Origin of the sequence: Nocardia stercoris (assembly GCF_003696265.1) — a bacterium.
In the GTDB taxonomy this organism is placed as follows: Bacteria; Actinomycetota; Actinomycetes; order Mycobacteriales; family Mycobacteriaceae; genus Nocardia; species Nocardia stercoris.
This window is the reverse complement of the sequence record NZ_RFFH01000001.1, coordinates 1,087,863-1,105,131: the sequence shown is the minus strand read 5'-3', so window position 1 is coordinate 1,105,131 and position 17,269 is coordinate 1,087,863. Positions and strand designations below refer to the sequence as shown.

General features: G+C 66.0%; 18 protein-coding genes, 1 pseudogene and 1 riboswitch. Of the genes and pseudogenes, 6 read left to right on the top strand and 13 right to left on the bottom strand.

Going from position 1 to position 17,269, the window contains the following annotated elements:
* Nucleotides 1–79: 79 nt before the first annotated feature.
* Nucleotides 80–196: riboswitch (SAM riboswitch) on the bottom strand.
* A 209-nt stretch (nucleotides 197–405) separates the two neighbouring features.
* The 3 genes from EBN03_RS05060 to EBN03_RS05050 all read right to left on the bottom strand — a co-directional run bounded on the left by EBN03_RS05060 (nucleotide 406) and on the right by EBN03_RS05050 (nucleotide 3,311).
* Entirely contained in the window at nucleotides 406–1,596 is a 1,191-nt protein-coding gene (locus tag EBN03_RS05060; protein WP_122186581.1) for an NAD(P)/FAD-dependent oxidoreductase, read from the bottom strand.
* A gap of 66 nt (nucleotides 1,597–1,662) precedes the next feature.
* Nucleotides 1,663–2,664, bottom strand: a complete 1,002-nt coding sequence (locus EBN03_RS05055) for an RNA polymerase sigma-70 factor (protein WP_325052049.1) — start codon at nucleotides 2,662–2,664, stop codon at nucleotides 1,663–1,665.
* 209 nt (nucleotides 2,665–2,873) lie between these two features.
* Nucleotides 2,874–3,311 carry a 2,4'-dihydroxyacetophenone dioxygenase family protein gene (locus EBN03_RS05050; RefSeq protein ID WP_122186580.1) on the bottom strand — a complete coding sequence of 146 codons (438 nt, stop codon included), beginning with the start codon at nucleotides 3,309–3,311 and terminating at the stop codon, nucleotides 2,874–2,876.
* Between the two features lie 65 nt (nucleotides 3,312–3,376).
* On the opposite strand from EBN03_RS05050, the gene EBN03_RS05045 reads away from it, so the two are divergent.
* The gene (locus tag EBN03_RS05045) at nucleotides 3,377–4,153 is read left to right on the top strand and encodes an alpha/beta fold hydrolase (protein ID WP_122186579.1); all 777 of its coding nucleotides are present in this window, start codon (nucleotides 3,377–3,379) and stop codon (nucleotides 4,151–4,153) included.
* On the opposite strand, the gene trhA is transcribed toward EBN03_RS05045, so the two are convergent.
* Complete coding sequence (gene trhA, locus EBN03_RS05040; protein WP_122186834.1) at nucleotides 4,072–4,731, bottom strand: PAQR family membrane homeostasis protein TrhA; 660 nt, start codon at nucleotides 4,729–4,731, stop codon at nucleotides 4,072–4,074. The two genes, EBN03_RS05045 and trhA, sit on opposite strands and share 82 nt — an antisense overlap.
* A 176-nt stretch (nucleotides 4,732–4,907) precedes the next feature.
* On the opposite strand from trhA, the gene EBN03_RS05035 reads away from it, so the two are divergent.
* Nucleotides 4,908–5,165 (top strand): type II toxin-antitoxin system prevent-host-death family antitoxin, encoded by a 258-nt coding sequence (locus EBN03_RS05035; RefSeq protein WP_122186578.1) that lies wholly within the window; start codon nucleotides 4,908–4,910, stop codon nucleotides 5,163–5,165.
* A gap of 2 nt (nucleotides 5,166–5,167) precedes the next feature.
* Nucleotides 5,168–5,593: a type II toxin-antitoxin system VapC family toxin gene (locus tag EBN03_RS05030; protein ID WP_122186577.1), complete on the top strand. Its 426-nt coding sequence runs from the start codon at nucleotides 5,168–5,170 to the stop codon at nucleotides 5,591–5,593.
* Between the two features lie 44 nt (nucleotides 5,594–5,637).
* Here the strand turns inward: EBN03_RS05030 and EBN03_RS05025 are convergent, their stop codons facing one another.
* On the bottom strand, nucleotides 5,638–6,138 hold the full coding sequence (locus tag EBN03_RS05025) for a hypothetical protein (protein ID WP_147471465.1): 501 nt from the start codon (nucleotides 6,136–6,138) through the stop codon (nucleotides 5,638–5,640).
* Nucleotides 6,139–6,514: 376 nt separating this feature from the next.
* Here EBN03_RS05025 and EBN03_RS05020 point away from each other — a divergent pair, with 376 nt between their 5' ends.
* Nucleotides 6,515–7,012, top strand: coding sequence for an anthrone oxygenase family protein (locus tag EBN03_RS05020; protein WP_122186575.1), 498 nt, complete (start codon nucleotides 6,515–6,517; stop codon nucleotides 7,010–7,012).
* 98 nt (nucleotides 7,013–7,110) lie between these two features.
* On the opposite strand, the pseudogene EBN03_RS05015 reads toward EBN03_RS05020, so the two are convergent.
* Nucleotides 7,111–7,746: pseudogene (locus tag EBN03_RS05015) on the bottom strand (radical SAM protein); the annotation flags it as partial.
* A gap of 264 nt (nucleotides 7,747–8,010) precedes the next feature.
* Here EBN03_RS05015 and EBN03_RS33605 point away from each other — a divergent pair.
* Nucleotides 8,011–9,456: a hypothetical protein gene (locus EBN03_RS33605; protein ID WP_147471464.1), complete on the top strand. Its 1,446-nt coding sequence runs from the start codon at nucleotides 8,011–8,013 to the stop codon at nucleotides 9,454–9,456.
* Nucleotides 9,457–9,523: 67 nt separating this feature from the next.
* On the opposite strand, the gene EBN03_RS34465 is transcribed toward EBN03_RS33605, so the two are convergent.
* The 5 genes from EBN03_RS34465 to pyrH form a co-directional block, all read right to left on the bottom strand.
* Complete coding sequence (locus EBN03_RS34465) at nucleotides 9,524–10,909, bottom strand: hypothetical protein (protein ID WP_199742591.1); 1,386 nt, start codon at nucleotides 10,907–10,909, stop codon at nucleotides 9,524–9,526.
* Between the two features lie 103 nt (nucleotides 10,910–11,012).
* Nucleotides 11,013–12,122, bottom strand: a complete 1,110-nt coding sequence (gene rlmN / locus EBN03_RS05000) for a 23S rRNA (adenine(2503)-C(2))-methyltransferase RlmN (RefSeq protein ID WP_122186572.1) — start codon at nucleotides 12,120–12,122, stop codon at nucleotides 11,013–11,015.
* A gap of 130 nt (nucleotides 12,123–12,252) precedes the next feature.
* Complete coding sequence (locus tag EBN03_RS04995) at nucleotides 12,253–13,155, bottom strand: phosphatidate cytidylyltransferase (protein WP_122186571.1); 903 nt, start codon at nucleotides 13,153–13,155, stop codon at nucleotides 12,253–12,255.
* Between the two features lie 112 nt (nucleotides 13,156–13,267).
* Nucleotides 13,268–13,825: a ribosome recycling factor gene (gene frr, locus EBN03_RS04990; protein ID WP_122186833.1), complete on the bottom strand. Its 558-nt coding sequence runs from the start codon at nucleotides 13,823–13,825 to the stop codon at nucleotides 13,268–13,270.
* A gap of 56 nt (nucleotides 13,826–13,881) precedes the next feature.
* The gene (pyrH, locus tag EBN03_RS04985) at nucleotides 13,882–14,610 is read right to left on the bottom strand and encodes a UMP kinase (protein WP_122186570.1); all 729 of its coding nucleotides are present in this window, start codon (nucleotides 14,608–14,610) and stop codon (nucleotides 13,882–13,884) included.
* A gap of 551 nt (nucleotides 14,611–15,161) precedes the next feature.
* Between pyrH and EBN03_RS04980 the strand changes: the two genes are divergently transcribed.
* Nucleotides 15,162–15,392, top strand: a complete 231-nt coding sequence (locus tag EBN03_RS04980; RefSeq protein WP_122186569.1) for a hypothetical protein — start codon at nucleotides 15,162–15,164, stop codon at nucleotides 15,390–15,392.
* 70 nt (nucleotides 15,393–15,462) lie between these two features.
* Here the strand turns inward: EBN03_RS04980 and tsf are convergent, their stop codons facing one another.
* Together tsf and rpsB are read right to left on the bottom strand one after the other, a co-directional pair.
* Nucleotides 15,463–16,287 (bottom strand): translation elongation factor Ts, encoded by an 825-nt coding sequence (gene tsf, locus EBN03_RS04975; protein WP_122186568.1) that lies wholly within the window; start codon nucleotides 16,285–16,287, stop codon nucleotides 15,463–15,465.
* Between the two features lie 134 nt (nucleotides 16,288–16,421).
* Complete coding sequence (gene rpsB, locus EBN03_RS04970) at nucleotides 16,422–17,255, bottom strand: 30S ribosomal protein S2 (RefSeq protein ID WP_122186567.1); 834 nt, start codon at nucleotides 17,253–17,255, stop codon at nucleotides 16,422–16,424.
* Nucleotides 17,256–17,269: the final 14 nt, after the last annotated feature.

Here is a 17,269-nt window from a genome sequence, read left to right as displayed (position 1 = left end):
GGTGCCTGGGCACGCGAAACTTCCGGCACGCGGTTGCGTGCCGGTTCATCTGCGGCGGTTCGCTCCGAGAACTCGGAAACCACAGCGCTTGCGTACCGGGGAATTCCGGTTCGCCGGGTCGTCACCCGGGGCACCCCACCGCTGGGAGGGTTGCCGATCAGCAAGCCGGGGCTACAGAACGCTGATACTCGTGACCTTCACCGGGGAAATTACGCAGCGCCGCGTTGCGACGCACCGGTTGCACTCAGGTTGACGCCAACTCGGAGGTCAGGACCACCCGGCCGAAATGAGCCGACATCGCGAACCGGTGAGCTCGGGACGGCGAACGGTTATGCGCCCCTTGGCTGTTCGAGTATCCCGGTCTGCCGCTCGATCCCGGCGAGATCACACGGCGCGAAGTACGCGTTATCCGGTGGTCAACTCGGGCGAGTGGGCTGTGGCGGTCGTCGAGCGGTACTGGTGACTCGGCTTTCCCAGGTTCGGATGGCTCAGAGCCCAGGCGGCACCGTCGAGGATCGACGACTTGACGCGTGCGGCCGTCCGGCCACGCAGGGGCCGCGGCTTCGTTTGCCCGGCCCGGTCGACGAATTGGTAGATCGCGTCCTTGCGGCCGAGGCTGATGTGGTTGCCGGTGTACGACATCGTGATCGCCGGGATCTTGCGCCCGGTCAGGTCCCCGATGATCGCGGCCGTCGCCTGCTTGGCGGTCGGTGCCGTCGACGCGCAGGACATAGGCAACGGCAGACCGCTCTCGGCGATGACGAAGGCACTGTCACCGGCGACGTAGACATTCGGGTGCGAGACCGATCGCATCTGACGGTCGACCGTGATCCGGCCGTCGGTTTCGACGGCGAGGCCACTGGCGGCGACGATCGGGTGGACGGCGAAGCCGGCGGCCCACACGGTTGCATCGGAGGCGAACCGGGTGCCGTCGGCGGTGAACGCCGCCGCCTGCTCGACACGTTGGATGGTGGTGTGCTCGTGGACCGCGATGCCGAACCGGTCGAAGGCACGCAGTAGGTGACGGCGGCCCTTGGTGCTCAGCCAGCCGCCCAGTTCGCTCCTCGTGACGAGGCTGACCCGAAGTCCTGGACGGGATTCGGCGATCTCGGTGGCGGCCTCGATCGCGGTCAGGTTGCCGCCGACCACCAGAACCTCACCGTCCGTGCCGAGTTCGTCCAGGCCTGCGCGCAGACGCAGCGCGGCCGGCCGCGCTGCGACATGGAAGGCGTGCGCACCGACGCCGGGAACGCCGTGGTCGGCGACGGTGCTACCGAGGGTGTAGAGAAGAGTGTCGTATTCGAGCCGGTCGATGCCGTCGCCGTCGGTGACGGTGACCGCCCGGTGCGCGGTGTCGACGCCGGTCACCCGCGCCACTCGCAGCCGGATGCCGGTGCCCGCGAACACCTCCGGCAGCGGCCGGTGCCGCAGATCCTGCCCGGCGGCGAGCTGATGCAAGCGCAGCCGCTCGACGAAATCGGGTTCGGCGTTGACGACTGTGATCTCGAAGTCGTCGGCGTGCAGTTGGCGTGCCAGGTATCCGGCGGAGAAGGTTCCGGCGTATCCGGCTCCGAGGACGACGATGCGGTGCTTCATGGTTCGCTCCTGAATGGATTGCGTATTTCCTGAACGAGACGGCCGCCGAAATCCCTACGGCCGCAATCAGTGACGTGGATCTCCGGAGGCTCGCTCGACGAGCTCCGGTTTCACCGCAGGGTGAGCGGCGTTTCGGATTCGATGCGGGTCAGGCTTCTGCGGGTTGCGGACGAAGTAGACAGCAGCGATGCGGGTGTTCTCGACATGCAGTGCCATGACGCCGTCGAATACTCCGTCGACGTGCAGCGCCAGTGCTGGGCTGCCGTTGACCGTCGTCGGCTCGACGGTGAGTGCGATGTCGCTCTTGGCGAGACCACCGACGATGAAGCGGGCCACTCGGTCGGCGCCGATGACCGGGCGGGGTGTGGCCTGTTTGATCCCGCCGCCATCGCTGGTCGCCACGACGTCGGGTGCGAGCACCGCGAGCAGGCCGTGCAGGTCCCGCGTCTCCAGTGCGCGCCGGAAGGCCACGACAGTGGCCTCGGCCTGGCTCGCGGTGACCGCTCGGCGGGGCCGGCGGGCTTCGACATGGCGGCGGGCGCGGTGGGCTATCTGATGTACGGCGGCAGGGGTCTTGTCGACCGCGACCGCGATCTCGTCGTAGCCGAACCCGAATGCCTCCCGCAGCACGAACACCGCACGTTCGGTCGGGGTCAGTGTTTCGAGCACGAGCAGCAGCGCCATCGATACGCTTTCGGCGAGTTCGACGTCGGCCGCCACATCCGGGGTGGTGAGCAGTGGCTCCGGCAGCCAGGAGCCCACGTAGGTCTCTCGGCGGCGCTTCAGCGACCGCAGCCGGTTGATCGCCTGGCGGGTCGCGATCTGAACCAGATAGGCGCGGGGCTCGTCGACGACGGCCGCGTCGACCGTGATCCATCGCAGCCAGGTTTCCTGCAGGATGTCGTCGACGTCGGCCACCGATCCGAGCAGTTCGTAGGCGACGGTGAACAGCAGCTTGCGGTGTGCGAGAAACGTTTCGGTCGCCTCGACCGCGGCGTGCTCGCCACCTGCGGGGTCCGCCGGCCGGCCGTCGGCCCGCCGCTGTGCACCGAGTTCGCGTGTGTCCATGGAGTGCCTCCTTCACTCGACCGCGAGGGTTCGAGCACTAGACACCGCACCGGAGAATTTCCTGACAGTAGGTGACGCAGATCACTCATGCAGCCCGGATTCGGCTCGTGTCCCAGTGCCCATCGCGGACAAGCGCGTACTCGATCGACCGGTTCGGCCGACCGGTCGCCGATGGGCTCGGTGATGGCGAACGGTATTGCGCCCCTCGACTATTCGAGGATGCCGGTGGGCCGCTCGATCCCGGCGAGATCACACAGCGCGAAGTACGCGTCCCGGATCGTCGTCGAATCGACGACGCCGGTGACATTGCCGTCCGCGTCGAGATCGACGAAGGCGCCCTCGACGATGAACAGAACGTCGGAATCCGCTGCGACAGTGAGGGTATGGACGGAACCGGCGGGTTCGTGGATGAACGTGCCCGCGGTGTAGTGGATCCCCTGCTCGGCATAGAACCAGTCACCGGAGAAGGTGTAGGCGTTCACCGCCCCGGTGTGCTTGTGCGTGGGCAGACTGAACCCCGCCTTGAACCGATTGCGCAGCACGAAGCCCGAGGGCGAGACCCGCAGCAACTGCAGACCGACATCACCGGCCCACACCCACGGGATATCGGCTTCGTTGACATGCCCGACCAGCGGTTGTTGCAGCATGAAGCAAACGCTAGGTCAAGAACCCTTGCGGCGCAGGGAAACCCCTGATCCGGCGTCGAGGGTCGATGGCACCGACATTGCCCGGGCACTGGGGCGGACGGGTACTGCCGCGATGGAAGCGCGGGTTGCGCGCTGTCGCGGATGGGGTCGAGCGGGATCTGGACGACCTCGGACTTTCCACCTGTCACATCGTCGGCAACTCACTGGGTGGGCGGGTCGGCTTCGAACTCGCCCGCCGTGAACGCGCCGAGTCGCTGGCGACGATCAACTCCTCCGTCGGATCCCGACGGTTCGACTACGACATGTTGCGGCTGGGAACCGAATTTCTGAAGCAGTACCGCATCGCCCTGCGGGCCCGCTTGCACGGTGAACACATCGTGGCGGACCGACGGCTGCAGGCACCGGTGCTCGCCAACTGCGTTCGAGATGTCACCGCTGTCGCACCGGAAGACGCCGAGACCATGCTGCGCGCCATCGCACGCTGCCCGACCTACCTGTCGTCACTGGCCGCCTTCGGCTGGGACGAAATGGCCATCGACCTCGACTGGGCCCAGGTCCCGACGTCGATCATGATCTCCGAGTTCGACGTCTACCCGAATCACGCACGCCACGTCCGCCGGGTTCTCGACGATCTGCCGGACCACATCCGGGAGGTGACTCCGCCGGGTGTCGGGCATATTCCCTGGCTGGAGGACGCCGAGCCTGGTCGCGAGCGCGCTGCGCGAACATCTCGCGACTGCCACAGCGGCCACATAGCCCGTTACGTCCGGAGGACGACCACCCACACCGCGATGCAGTGGCTGGCCGCGGCGGCGACGGTCGCGGCATGGAAGAACTCGTGATGGCCGAAGCTCCGCGGCCACGGGTTGGGCCATTTCGTCGCGTAGAGAATCGCGCCGGCCGAGTAGAGGACGCCACCGACCGCGAGGAGCACCAGCGGCGCGGCGCCGATGGTGTGCAGGACCGCCGGGACGAACGGCACTATCGCCCATCCGAGCAGAAGATAGAGCAGCACCCCCACCCAGCGAGGAGCGGTCGGCCACAACAGTTTCAGCAGTACGCCCGCCAGTCCGCCGAACCACACGACGTCGAGCAGAGCGGATCGGCTCGCTCCCGGCAGGCCACCGAGCACGACGATCGGCGTATAGGTCCCGGCGATGAGCACGAAGATCATCGAGTGGTCCGCCCGTTTCATCCACATGCGGTGGCGCGGGTCGGTCCAATACACGCGGTGATAGACGGCGCTAGTGCCGAACAGACCCGTCACGGACACGCTGTAGACGGCTGTCGCAACGGTCGCGGACAGCGAAACGCCGGCCGCTACCGCGACCAGAACGATCCCGGCAACGGCCGAAATCGCGCACGCCCAGACGTGTATCCAGCCCCGAAACCGAGGCTTCGACGGTGATTCGCATTCGATGGTGGCTGTTTCCGGCACCAACCTACGGTAGCGTAGGTTGGTGCCGTCCAGGCTGGCCGACAGGTGAATCGGTGGCGAGCATCACCCGGCCGAGCGGTGCCTACACCGGCCGCGACATTCGAGCATCCAAGCTAGACCTCCGATCAAGTAGTAACATTGCTACTAAGGAGGGCGTCATGACCATCACCACGTTCAGCAGTCGCGAGTTCAACCAGGACACCGGACAGGCCAAGACCGCCGCGAAGCTCGGCCCGGTCTTCATCACCGACCGCGGCCGGCCGGCTCACGTTCTGCTCAGCTACGACGACTACCTTCGTATCGCAGGCGGGGGGCCGAGCATCGTCGATCTGCTGGCAGCCCCTACCGACGCCGGCACCCTGGATGTCGAATTCCCGCGTATCGCGGACCTGCCACGCGCCGCGGACCTGGACTGAGCATGTTCATTCTGGACACCAACGTCGTATCGGAGCTCCGCAAGGCACGACACGGGCGTGCAGATACCAACGTCGTCGCATGGGCTGCCGACGTACCGGCTGCCGCCCTGTTCGTCTCGGCGATCACCGTCCACGAGCTGGAACTCGGAGTTCTGCAACTCGAACGCAAAGATCCGACCGCAGGCGCAGCGCTGCGCCACTGGCTCGACAACCAGGTCATGAGCGCCTTCGCCGACCGCATCATCGATATCGGCCCGACGATCGCCCGACGCAGCGCGGCACTCCACGTGCCAGTCACCAGACCCTTCCGAGACTCATTGATCGCAGCCACCGGACTGGTCCACTCGATGCCGGTCGTCACCCGCAATACCGCAGACTTCGAGCACACCGGCGTCGAGGTCATCAATCCGTGGCTCCGAAACGGGTAGCCGTGCCGTCCGGGTCGAGGCCGACCAGGACGGTACACAGCGACTCAGGCCGGAAATGCGAGGGTGGTCAGCCGAAAGAGATCGACCGGACCGGCGGGGTCGGTCATTACTCCCAGCAGGCCCTGGCAGGAGTGCTCGTCGTAGAAGAAGATGCCGGTTCCGCCACCCAGTGACCGAAGCCCGTGCCAGAACTCGAGTTCGGGGATGCAGATGGTCGGCTCGTTACCCGGTGGCCGATCCCAACCGCGCGTCTGCGCGATCTGCTCGATTGCCGCGTCGATTAGCGGACTGGTAGCCCAGCCACCCGTGCTCAGGAAGTTCGGATTCATCGCCAATTCATCGTGGAAATACCTCCACGGGACGACGAAATCCTTTGCTGTTCGCAGAATTTCCCGCAGCTGGACAACTCGGTCTTGCAGGGCGGTGAAGGATTCACCAACCATGATGCGGCCCCCCTGGTTATCGATGGACTCCCCTTGGTCAACCTCGATCGCCACCATAGCTCGGCCCACCGACACCAACTGTGCACCGGCAACCAGCCGCACAGGTCTACCCCCGCTTCGCCGCCTTCCTGAATTCACCGGCCTAATCCCGAATTCCCAGGATCGAAACAGACGTAGCCGGGCGAGGTAGCAGAAGTTCTCAGCCCTCGACGGCCCGATGACGAAGACCTGGCAGACGTGAAGCTCCTCGTCGAAACGGTCACTCTTGGTGCCGACGGGCCACCAACAGTGCGGTTCGCCCTTGATCGGCCAGATGTCAAGAAGCGATTGGAGATTGCCGATCTAGGCCGGAGGAGTTGCGGCAGTTGCCATCGATCCACCCCACCGACACATCCACGATTCGACGGTAGACGATGCCGTATGCGGCCGAGAGCCTGAGCCATGGAACGATCCGCTCCGTACATCTGTACTGGAGAGCATGAACAACAGCTACCGCATCGCCACCCTCGTCGCGGCCGTCGTCACCACCGGCTTGCTCGCCGGCCTGTACTATGGTTACGCCTGCTCCGTCATGGGCGCGCTCGGCCAGTCCGACGACAAGACCTTCGTCGAGGTGATGAATCGCATCAACGTGGTGATCGTCAACCCGTGGTTCATGATCAGCTTCCTGGGTTCGGCCGGCCTCTCGGTGCTGGCCGCGATCTTCTATCGCGCACCCGACCAGCGGCGAGTTCTCCTGTGGATCGCTATCGGGCTGGTGCTGAATGTCCTGAGCTTCCTGATCACGTCCGGCATCAACGTGCCGCTGAACAACCAGCTGGCCGCCACCGGCGCGCCGAACCAGGTGCCCGATTTCGTCGCCCTCCGGAGCCAGTTCGAGTCGTCCTGGGTGCGCTGGAATATCGTGCGGATGGCCGCCAACCTGGGTGCGTTCGGCGCCCTCACGTGGGCGGCGGTCATGTCCGGCCGCCGGTAGCCTGCGCCGCGAATTTCACGCCGCTCTCCCTGAATTCACCGGCCCCATCCCCGAATTCCCGGGAGTGAAACAGTTGTAGCCGAGCGAGGTGGAAGATCTCAGCCCTCGGCGGCCAATTGCCCACAGGCAGAGGCGATTTCGCGGCCGCGAGTGTCGCGGACCGTGCACGTGACGCCCTGCGCGATCACACGGCGGACGAACTCGCGCTCCACCGGCTTCGGGCTGGCGTCCCACTCGCTGCCCGGGGTCGGGTTCAGCGGGATCAGGTTCACGTGAACCAGGGAACCCAGGGCCTTGTGCAGCTTCTGACCCAGCATGTCCGCACGCCAGGGCTGGTCGTTCACATCGCGGATCAACGCGTACTCGATCGACACCCGCCGCCCCGACTTGTCCGCGTAATACTGTGCGGCGTCGAGAACTTCGGACAACGACCAGCGATTGTTGACCGGTACCAACGTGTCTCGCAGCTCGTCGTCCGGAGCATGCAGGGAGACAGCCAGAGTCACCGACAAGTCCTCGTCCGCCAGCTTGCGGATCGCGGGCGCCAAACCCACCGTCGACACAACAACATTCCGCTGCGAGATACCGAAACCGTCCGGCGCCGGCGACGTGATCCGGCGGACCGCGGCCACCACCCGCTTGTAGTTGGCCAAGGGCTCACCGCTCACCACCGTTTTACAGACGCGTTGGCCTGGGAAAATAGCGACTCCACACCGAGCGGACCATCTCTGCCGTGACCCAAACCACCCACCATTTTGGGCGGATGGCCCAAAATGGCACGGCAGCAGTGCGATTCATGACGCACCCTTGCCACCTCGCGCCAGCACCGATCCGCTCCGAAAACCATTGCTGATACCTGCAATCCACATACCCGACATGAGGTTGCGGGACCCAGTCGCATGGTTGAAGCTACCGGGCTCCCCGAGAACGGACACAATGGTGAGCCGACCGCTCAGGCACCAGCGAGGTCGCGATCACGGGCAATCAGGAGGGAACCGATGTCCGAAGTTAGCTTCTCCGTGGCGATCCGCGCCTTCAGCTCGGTCGAGCGTGGTGGGAGCGGAGCCGATCCGGGTCCACTGACCACGATCACCGCGACCGTCGCGGTTACCGGCACAGGGACTGTCCATATGCCTGACTGCAGAAGCCTCGGAAAAGCCAAGCCGCGCAACTACACCTTCGCGGAACTCACAGCTTCCGGCATCCAGCGAGGCTGCAAGGCGTGCAGAGTCGACCAACGGATGCCGCTGACAGAGGAACAATCGGCTTATGCGGTCACGACGACGGACTCATGGCGAAAGGCTACCGCGGCAAGAGAAGAGGCCGACCACCTGCGGGCGCAGCGGGCAGACCTGAAGAAAAGGATCAGGTCAGCCGAAGATCAGCTCAACGCACTGACTCGTAGTTGGGGACACGAACGACTCGCTCAGGGCTCATGGCCGCCAGCCTCGACTGCGACGACCGTGACCGGACCATGTCATGACATCCTGCGTGATGCCGATCCTGTCGCGTTCTGCGAGGTCGAGGCCGTCGCCGCTTATGACGCCGACGCAGGCACGCTCACCATTCGCTGCCCTGCTGACAGCAGCCACGACTCTTATACGCTACGCGAGAAGGCGAAGACCTTGGTCGCCAACGACCATCCCCACCGTGCCGCCCGCGGGTTCGACCGGTGGATGTCATGGAAGGCTGATCGGTCTGCCGCCCTAGCTGCATTGGAAGCGATCAATCGCCAGTATGCAAACGTCCGGCCGCTGCGACCCGTCCCAGATTGCGAGATCTGCGGCGAATCTCTCCAGGTCCGTCATTCTGACGAGGAGGATATCTGGTTCTGTCGCGGAAGCGAGGGACAGCGGCGGCACCTGTTCCGACAGGACAAACGCTCCGATCCAGCCTCAGTGTTGGGGGTTATCCAGCACCTCGCTGGGCGTTACCTCGAATCCTTCCGCCGCCCAGCGTTCCACCAGCTTTGGCCGTTTGCGCCCGACCTTGCTAGTCGGCTCGGGGACGAGTCTCTCACCCCCGACACAGAGCTCCTTGACGAGCATCACCGGCGACTGCGGGCCACTATCGCAACCATCGACGGCGCCGGGCTCGCCAGCGATGACGAAGACCTAGCGGACATGAAGCAGCACTGCCAACAGACACTCGACGATATCGAGACCCTTCAATCGGACGGCTCGGCCGACCGGGTGCTCGCGTCAGCGATTTCTGGCGGCCCTCTCTCCGAGCTCCAGCAGTGGCTCCTCATCGAAACGATCACTCTCGGTGCATACGGGTCACCAACGGTGCAGTTCACCCTTGATAGGCCAGATGTCAAGAACCGACTGGAGATTGCCGATCTCCGTCACGCAATCTCGGCAGCACGCGAATGGGCTGACGAACGAGAAGCGGAACTCCACGAGAGAGAAACGTCAGGCGAGGGCAGTCAACCGGCGGGGTAGCTGATTCCGTGGGCGGCGAGTCGCCGGCCCAGGTTGGCCGCCAACGACAACGATCCGCTCGGTCTCGTCAGTCGTCCGTGCCGACCAGCAGCGTGACAGTGTTCGCTGCCCGGTCGATGAGAACCAGCTCGCAGAACCCGACGTGCACATCCCCGTAGTCGTACACCGCGTCTGATGAGAGCGGCCCGAGCACATAGCAGTTCGTTGCCGTCCGAGTCGGCGCGTAGACATGAGCCTCCAGTCGTTTCCGAAAGCGCGCCGGCATTTCGTCGACCTCGCCCGCCCACTCGTCGAAGATTGCGATCGCACGATCCGCGTCGACCTGTTGGTAGGTATCCGGTCCGATGCGGTGACGCCACCACTTTCCATGCACCGGCTTCGATTTCGTGGCCGAGTCGGGCCCGAGGTAGTCGTCGCCGAACTGCGGGTGGGCAATCACTGCGGCCAGGATCATTCGGTCGGTGATCGCCTCCGACTGCAGCCGGAAGTGCTTGGTGTGGACCCATTGGCAATCGTGCGCGAAGACACCCTCGTCATACTCCGCGAAGTTGGTGAATTCGAATCGCAGGTAGTCGAGGGCCGCCGGCCGGTCTGTCACGTCCTGTCGCCGAACCGACTCCGTCGGCCGCGGATAGCCCGCTTCTGGACCGTACTGGATGAACGCGTCGACCCGATCTCCCTCCCGTAACTCGAGGACGTCCCGGAATGCGAGGTCGGCCAGATGAAACCAGGCCGGCGAACCGTCGGCCCGGGTCAGGGACCCCGTCCCGGTTCGGATGTTCCAGCGGTGAACCGTGGCCGTTTCCAGCACCGAGTCCGGCTTCTCCGTGATCCATCGGTAGGCGACGCCCGGGGTGCTGTCGTGGACGACAAATACCCTCTCGACGGATATCACCTGATAGTGCTGGGCCCGCAGCGCCGCGACCAGTGCCGCGCATCTGGCGGCGGCGACCTCATCGCCGACGAACCGGCAGCGCTGGGTGACATACCGTTCGAGCTGTCCGTCGGCGCGAACCGGCCGGGCATTCGCGGACAGGTGTGCCGTGTGCGCCATGGCGAGGTCGGCGAGACCATCTGCCTCCGTGGTGTCGGAAAGCAGCAGTTCGATGTGGTGTTCGAAGTAGTAGGCCTGCCCCAGCTCCCGGGCAGCTGTATCCGATTCGGGCACCCCGACCGTTTGCGGTGACGCCCCGATCTTGATGCGCGCCAACCAAATACCCAGCGCACGAACGTCCGCGACCAACGCGAAGATCGATGCTTCCACCTTCGGGTAGTTGCCCGCCGCCGACCAGGTCAGCTTCGGCTGGTCCCGCACCCGCCCCCGGTCCAGCATGATGCGCGTGAACATGAGCCCACGCTCGGCCGCGAACCGTTCCAGCTGCTCCGCGTCGGCGGGCTGCGTCGTCAGCTCGGCCTCGAATTCGCCATGAAAGATGGGCGCCGGTTTCCACACCGAGCCATCCTCGCAAACTCGGCCCGGACCAGCCCGCATCGGTTCAGGACGCTGCTGTCCAGGCTGCGCCGACAGAGACGACCTGGGCAGGACTTAAAAGAGATCAGCCTTCGGCGGCGAGTTGCCCACACGCCGCGGCAATCTCACGGCCACGCGTATCACGGACCGTGCACGGCGCACCCTGCGCGATCACCCGACGCACGAACTCGTCCTGCACCGGCCGCGGACTCGCATCCCACTTACTACCCGGCGTCGGGTTCAACGGGATCAGATTCACGTGCACCCGGGAGCCGAGAGCCTTGTGCAGCTTCTTACCCAGCATGTCCGCACGCCACGGCTGGTCATTGATGTCACGGATCAGGGCGTATTCGATCGATACTCGGCGGCCGGACTTGTCGGCGTAATACCGTGCGGCGTCGAGGACTTCGGCGACCGACCAGCGATTGTTGACCGGTACCAACGTGTCTCGCAGCTCGTCGTCCGGAGTATGCAGCGACACAGCCAGAGTCACCGACAGGTCCTCGTCGGCCAGCTTCCGGATCGCGGGGGCCAGACCCACCGTCGACACCACCACGTTGCGCTGCGAGATGCCGAAACCGTCCGGGGCCGGTGAAGTGATCCGGCGTACCGCGGCCACCACCCGCTTGTAGTTGGCCAGCGGCTCGCCCATGCCCATGAACACGACGTTGGACAGCCGCCCCGGGCCACCGTGCACGTCGCCGTCGCGCAGCGCCGCCGCGGCCGCGCGGACCTGGTCGACGATCTCGGCGGTGGACAGGTTGCGGTTGAGGCCGCCCTGGCCGGTGGCGCAGAACGGGCAGGCCATACCGCAGCCGGCCTGGCTGGAGATGCACAGCGTGTTGCGGTCGGTGTAGCGCATCAGGACGCTCTCGAGGAGGGTGCCGTCACCGGCCTTCCACAGCGTCTTGCGGGTGTCGCCGTCGTCACAGGCGATGTGCCGGACCTCGGTGAGCAGCGGCGGGAACAGGGTCTCGGCGATCTTCGCGCGCACACCGGCCGGAAGGTCGGTCATCTGCTCCGGGTCGGCCTGTAGCCGCGCGTAGTACTGGCGGGCGATCTGGTCGGCCCGGAACTTCGGCAGCCCCAGCTCCTCGACCGCCTTACGGCGCTCGTCCGCGTCGAGATCGGCGAGATGCCGCGGCGGCATGCCACGGCGCGGAGCATCGAAGACGAGCGGGAGAGGGGTAGCCATAACTTGCCCAGTCTACGGGGCCGGGACAGCGCCACGAACACCAGCCGGGATCACCGCGAGCCGGTCCGGAGCGCAGCGCGGATCAGGCACCGGCCGGATCATCGCGCCGTCGGACCGGCCGCCCGCAGTGTCAGAGCAGCGCGGTGAACACCAGCCAAGACACCATCGCCGCGGGCAGCATCGAGTCCAAGCGGTCCATGATCCCGCCGTGCCCCGGCAGCAGCGTCCCCATGTCCTTGATCCCCAGGTCCCGCTTCACCTGCGACTCGATCAGATCCCCGCAGGTCGCGATCAGCACCAGGCCGATGCCCAGCACCACACCGATCATCGAATTCGCCTGCAGCAGGAGCGTTACCGTCAGCAGACCGCCGATGACACTGAACACCAGCGAACCGCCCAGCCCCTCCCAGGACTTCTTCGGGCTGATCGCGGGCACCATCGGATGCCGGCCGAACAGCACGCCGGCCGTGTAGCCGCCGACGTCGGAACAGACCACCAGGATCATGAACGTCAGCACCCGCATATTGCCGTGCGGCTGCTGCAGTTGCAGCACCGCGAACGACGCCAGCAACGGCACCCAGGTCAGCACGAACAGCGAAATCGCGGTGTCGCGCAGATAGTTTCGCGGCTGGGCGGACAGTCCCCGATCGAACAGCCGCCACGCCATGCAGACCAGGGCGGTGGCCGCGAACGCGCCCACCACCCCCTGGGTTCCGTACGGCCAGGCCAGCCACAGCACGGACTGCCCGCCGAGCAGCAGCGGAATCCGCGTCACCTGGACGTCGGCCTCCCGCAGCCGCTTGGTGATCTCCCAGGTCGCGATCGCCACCGCGATCGCGACCTCGCCGATGAGCAGCTTCGGCGCGAACAGCAGCGAACCGACGAGCGTCAGGCCCAGCGCGAAGCCCACCGCGAGCGCGGCAGGCAGGTTGCGGCCGGCGCGCGAGGATTTGGCACTCGGCTCGGGAGCCGGTGCTGCATCGGGCACCTCACTGTCCGGAGCGTCCCGCCCGGCCACGACGTCGTCGGCCACTGTTGTCCCGTCGATCAAAGTTCGTCCGTATCTATTCGCCTGATCCGGGCGGCCTGCGTGGTCACGCCGCGCTCACGCCTCCGGCCGGATCAGGCAGTCGTACTCCAGGTCCTCAGACCTCGAGTAGCTCCGCTTCCTTGTGCTTCACCAGCTCGTCGATGGAGGCGACATACTTCGCGGTGGTCTTGTCGAGTTCCTTCTCGGCCCGGCCGACCTCGTCCTCGCCCGCCTCGCCGTCCTTCTGGATGCGGCTCAGCTCGTCCATCACCTTGCGCCGGACGTTGCGGATCGCGATCTTGGCGTCCTCGCCCTTGCCCTTGGCCTGCTTCACGAGTTCGCGGCGGCGTTCCTCGGTCAGCTGCGGCACCACGATCCGGATGATGTTGCCGTCGTTGCTGGGGTTCACGCCCAGGTCCGAGTTGCGGATCGCGGTCTCGATCTCCCGCAGCTGTCCCGCCTCGTACGGCTTGATGACGACCATGCGCGGCTCGGGCACGGTGATGCTGGACATCTGGGTGATCGGCGTCGGCGTCCCGTAGTAGTCGACGACGATGCGGTTGAACATGCCCGGGTTGGCGCGGCCGGTCCGGATGCCGCCCAGGTCGTCCTTCGCTACCGAGACGGCCTTCTCCATCTTCTCCTCGGCATCGAAGAGCGCTTCTTCAATCACGACCGTTTCCTCCACAGCATTCGTTGTTGTCCACCGCTTCGCCACGACCGCGGCGATCAGGATCGAACCAGTGTTCCGATCTTCTCACCGGCAACCGCCCGGGCGATATTGCCCTTCGTCAACAAATTGAACACCAACATCGGCATCTGGTTGTCCATGCACAGACTGAACGCGGTCGAATCGGCCACTTTGAGACCGCGCTCGATCGCCTGCTTGTGGGTGATCTCGGAGAACATGGTGGCGTCGGCGTTGACCTTCGGGTCCGCGTCGTAGACGCCGTCGACCGCCTTGGCCATCAGCACCACCTCGGCACCGATCTCCAGCGCCCGCTGCGCGGCCGTGGTGTCGGTGGAGAAGTAGGGCATGCCCATGCCGGCGCCGAAGATGACCACGCGGCCCTTCTCCAGGTGCCGCTGGGCGCGCAGCGGGATGTAGGGCTCGGCGACCTGGCTCATGGTGATCGCGGTCTGCACCCGGGTGTCGACGCCCTGCTTCTGCAGGAAGTCCTGCAGCGCAAGACTGTTCATCACGGTGCCGAGCATGCCCATGTAGTCCGAGCGGGCCCGTTCCATGCCGCGTTCCTCGAGTTCGGCGCCGCGGAAGAAGTTGCCACCACCGATGACGACGGCGACCTGCACACCCGTGGCGACCACCTCGGCGATCTGCTCGGCGACGGTCTGCACGACATCCGGGTCGAGTCCGACACGGCCGCCGCCGAACATCTCGCCACCCAGTTTCAGGAGTACGCGGTGATATCCCTTGCGGGCCGGTTCCGGGTCGGACATGGATCTCCTTCTCCTCGGCGACAGGGCGCCTGCCGGCCAGCGTGGTGATGCTCCGAACCGCCTCCCGCCCGTTGGCCCCGCAGCCTCGTCGACGACGATCGCGGCGCCCGCCAGAAGACCACCCGGTGACCGGATGGGCACGGGCCGGTGACGAAATTCCGGCTTCTATCCTGCCCTATCGGTGATCGAGACCGCTCGCCGACCCCTCGCCCAGTCCCCGGTTCACCGCCGGCAACCTCGCGGCGGGCCAGGTCACCGCCGCCTCACCGCGGGATCACAGAGTTTCCCGGCTCCGGCGTGCTCGATGAACCGCGTGACGACACCTGCGGACGCCCGGCCGCGCTCGGGCCGCAACCATCCAGCGATCGTTTCGGCGCGATTCGGTAGTTCCGTTCGGCAACCTCGCCACCGCACTCGGCCCGACCGGCACCGTCGGTAGCGCATAAGAGACATCTAACGCCCGATATGACCGAAAAGCCCCTCACACCAACGGGTGAGGGGCTTTTGTGTTCACAGGAAGTTCACAGCACAACAATCGAACAGGAGTACCCATGACCGTCACCCGATCGCTCGCTCTCGCGAGCCTCACCGTGGCCGCCTGCGCGGTCGCCGCCGCGCCCGCCACCGCGCTCACCCTGGACCCGGCGCCGGCCCCGGCCGAGAACATCGCCACCGGCACCGGTGCGACCGGCAGCGCGTCCGGTTCCGCGGGCAACCTGGTATGCCAGATCCTCGCCGGCACCTACTCCGGTGTGGTGTACGTCCAGAACCCCTGCCCGTAACCCTGCGCGGCAACGAAAAAGCCCTTCCCCCAGCGATATCCGCTGGGGGAAGGGCTTGTTTCGGCTCGGATCAGGCCTGGCCGACCTCGAAGCGGGCGAAGCGGGTCACGGTGACACCGGCCTCGTCCAGCAGCTGCTTCACGGTCTTCTTGCTGTCGGTGACCGACGACTGCTCCAGCAGGACGACGTCCTTGTAGAAGCCGTTGACGCGACCCTCGACGATCTTCGGCAGCGCGCCCTCCGGCTTGCCCTCCTCGCGGGCGGTCGCCTCGGCGATGGTGCGCTCCTTGTCGACGACCTCGGCCGGCACCTCTTCGCGGGTGACGTACTTGGCCTTCAGCGCGGCGATCTGCATGGCGGCGGCGCGAGCGGCCTCGGCGGCGGCGTCACCCTCGCCCTGGTACTCCACCAGCACGCCGACAGCCGGCGGCAGGTCCGAGGAACGCTTGTGCAGGTAGGTGGCGACCGGACCCTCGAAGGCCACGACGCGACGCAGCTCCAGCTTCTCGCCGATCTTGGCGGCGAGCTCCTGGACGATCTGGTCGGCCGGCTTGCCGTCGACGGCCACAGCCTTCAGCGCGTCCAGGTCCGCCGGGCGGGTCTTGGCGGCCGCGGCGACGATCTCGCCCACGACGCTCTGGAACTCGGCGTTCTTGGCGACGAAGTCGGTCTCGGAGTTGATCTCGATCATGACGCCGTCCTGCGCGGCGACCATGCCCTCGGCGGTGGCGCGCTCGGCGCGCTTGCCGACATCCTTGGCGCCCTTGATGCGCAGCACCTCGACGGCCTTGTCGAAGTCGCCGGCCGCCTCCTCGAGGGCCTTCTTGCAGTCCATCATGCCGGAGCCGGTCAGCTCACGGAGCCGCTTCACGTCGGCAGCGGTGTAGTTCGCCATGTCGGCGAGCCTCCTGTTTCTACAGAGTCTGGGTCAGAAGTTTCCGGTGCGCTTACGCACGTTGTCCTAGCAACACCATGCCGACCGCTTCCGAACAGGAAGGGCCGGCATGGTGAACACTGCGGTGACGAGGATCAGGCGTCGGCCGTGGTCGCGGCGGACTCCGCCTCGACAGCGGCTTCCTCGGCGGCCGGCGCGGCCTGCGCGAGAAGCTCCTGCTCCCACTCCGCCAGCGGCTCGCCGGCGCCGGCCTCGGGCTTGGCGTCGCCACCGGCGCGCGCGGCCCGGGCCTGCACACCCTCGGCCACCGCGGAGGCGACGACCTTGGTCAGCAGGGCGGCGGAACGGATCGCGTCGTCGTTACCCGGGATCGGGTAGTCGACCAGGTCGGGGTCGCAGTTGGTGTCCAGGATCGCGATGACCGGGATGTTCAGCTTGCGAGCCTCGCCGACGGCGATGTGCTCCTTGTTGGTGTCGACGACCCAAATGGCCGAGGGGACCTTGGCCATGTCCCGGATACCGCCGAGGGTGCGCTCGAGCTTGTTCTTCTCACGCGTGAGCATGAGGATTTCCTTCTTGGTGCGACCCTCGAAGCCACCGGTCTGCTCCATGGCCTCCAGCTCCTTCATCCGCTGAAGGCGCTTGTGCACGGTGCCGAAGTTGGTGAGCATGCCACCCAGCCAGCGCTGGTTCACGTAGGGCATGCCGACGCGGGTCGCCTCGGAGGCGATGGACTCCTGCGCCTGCTTCTTGGTGCCGACGAACAGCACGGTCCCACCGTGGGCGACGGTCTCCTTGATGAACTCGTACGCCTTGTCGATGTAGGTCAGCGTCTGCTGCAGGTCGATGATGTAGATGCCGTTGCGGTCGGTGAAGATGAACCGCTTCATCTTCGGGTTCCAGCGCCGGGTCTGGTGTCCGAAGTGTGCGCCGCTGTCGAGCAGCTGCTTCATGGTTACGACAGCCATGGCTGCGTACCCGC

Coding starts and splice junctions, on each gene's coding strand:
- tsf (WP_122186568.1), bottom strand. CDS start 16,287: ATGGCGAACTACACCGCTGCCGACGTGAAGCGGCTCCGTGAGCTGACC.
- EBN03_RS05050 (WP_122186580.1), bottom strand. CDS start 3,311: ATGCTGCAACAACCGCTGGTCGGGCATGTCAACGAAGCCGATATCCCG.
- EBN03_RS05020 (WP_122186575.1), top strand. CDS start 6,515: ATGAACAACAGCTACCGCATCGCCACCCTCGTCGCGGCCGTCGTCACC.
- rpsB (WP_122186567.1), bottom strand. CDS start 17,255: ATGGCTGTCGTAACCATGAAGCAGCTGCTCGACAGCGGCGCACACTTC.
- pyrH (WP_122186570.1), bottom strand. CDS start 14,610: ATGTCCGACCCGGAACCGGCCCGCAAGGGATATCACCGCGTACTCCTG.
- EBN03_RS05060 (WP_122186581.1), bottom strand. CDS start 1,596: ATGAAGCACCGCATCGTCGTCCTCGGAGCCGGATACGCCGGAACCTTC.
- EBN03_RS05035 (WP_122186578.1), top strand. CDS start 4,908: ATGACCATCACCACGTTCAGCAGTCGCGAGTTCAACCAGGACACCGGA.
- rlmN (WP_122186572.1), bottom strand. CDS start 12,122: ATGGCTACCCCTCTCCCGCTCGTCTTCGATGCTCCGCGCCGTGGCATG.
- EBN03_RS04980 (WP_122186569.1), top strand. CDS start 15,162: ATGACCGTCACCCGATCGCTCGCTCTCGCGAGCCTCACCGTGGCCGCC.
- EBN03_RS05030 (WP_122186577.1), top strand. CDS start 5,168: ATGTTCATTCTGGACACCAACGTCGTATCGGAGCTCCGCAAGGCACGA.
- EBN03_RS05055 (WP_325052049.1), bottom strand. CDS start 2,664: ATGGACACACGCGAACTCGGTGCACAGCGGCGGGCCGACGGCCGGCCG.
- EBN03_RS33605 (WP_147471464.1), top strand. CDS start 8,011: ATGTCCGAAGTTAGCTTCTCCGTGGCGATCCGCGCCTTCAGCTCGGTC.
- EBN03_RS05045 (WP_122186579.1), top strand. CDS start 3,377: ATGGCACCGACATTGCCCGGGCACTGGGGCGGACGGGTACTGCCGCGA.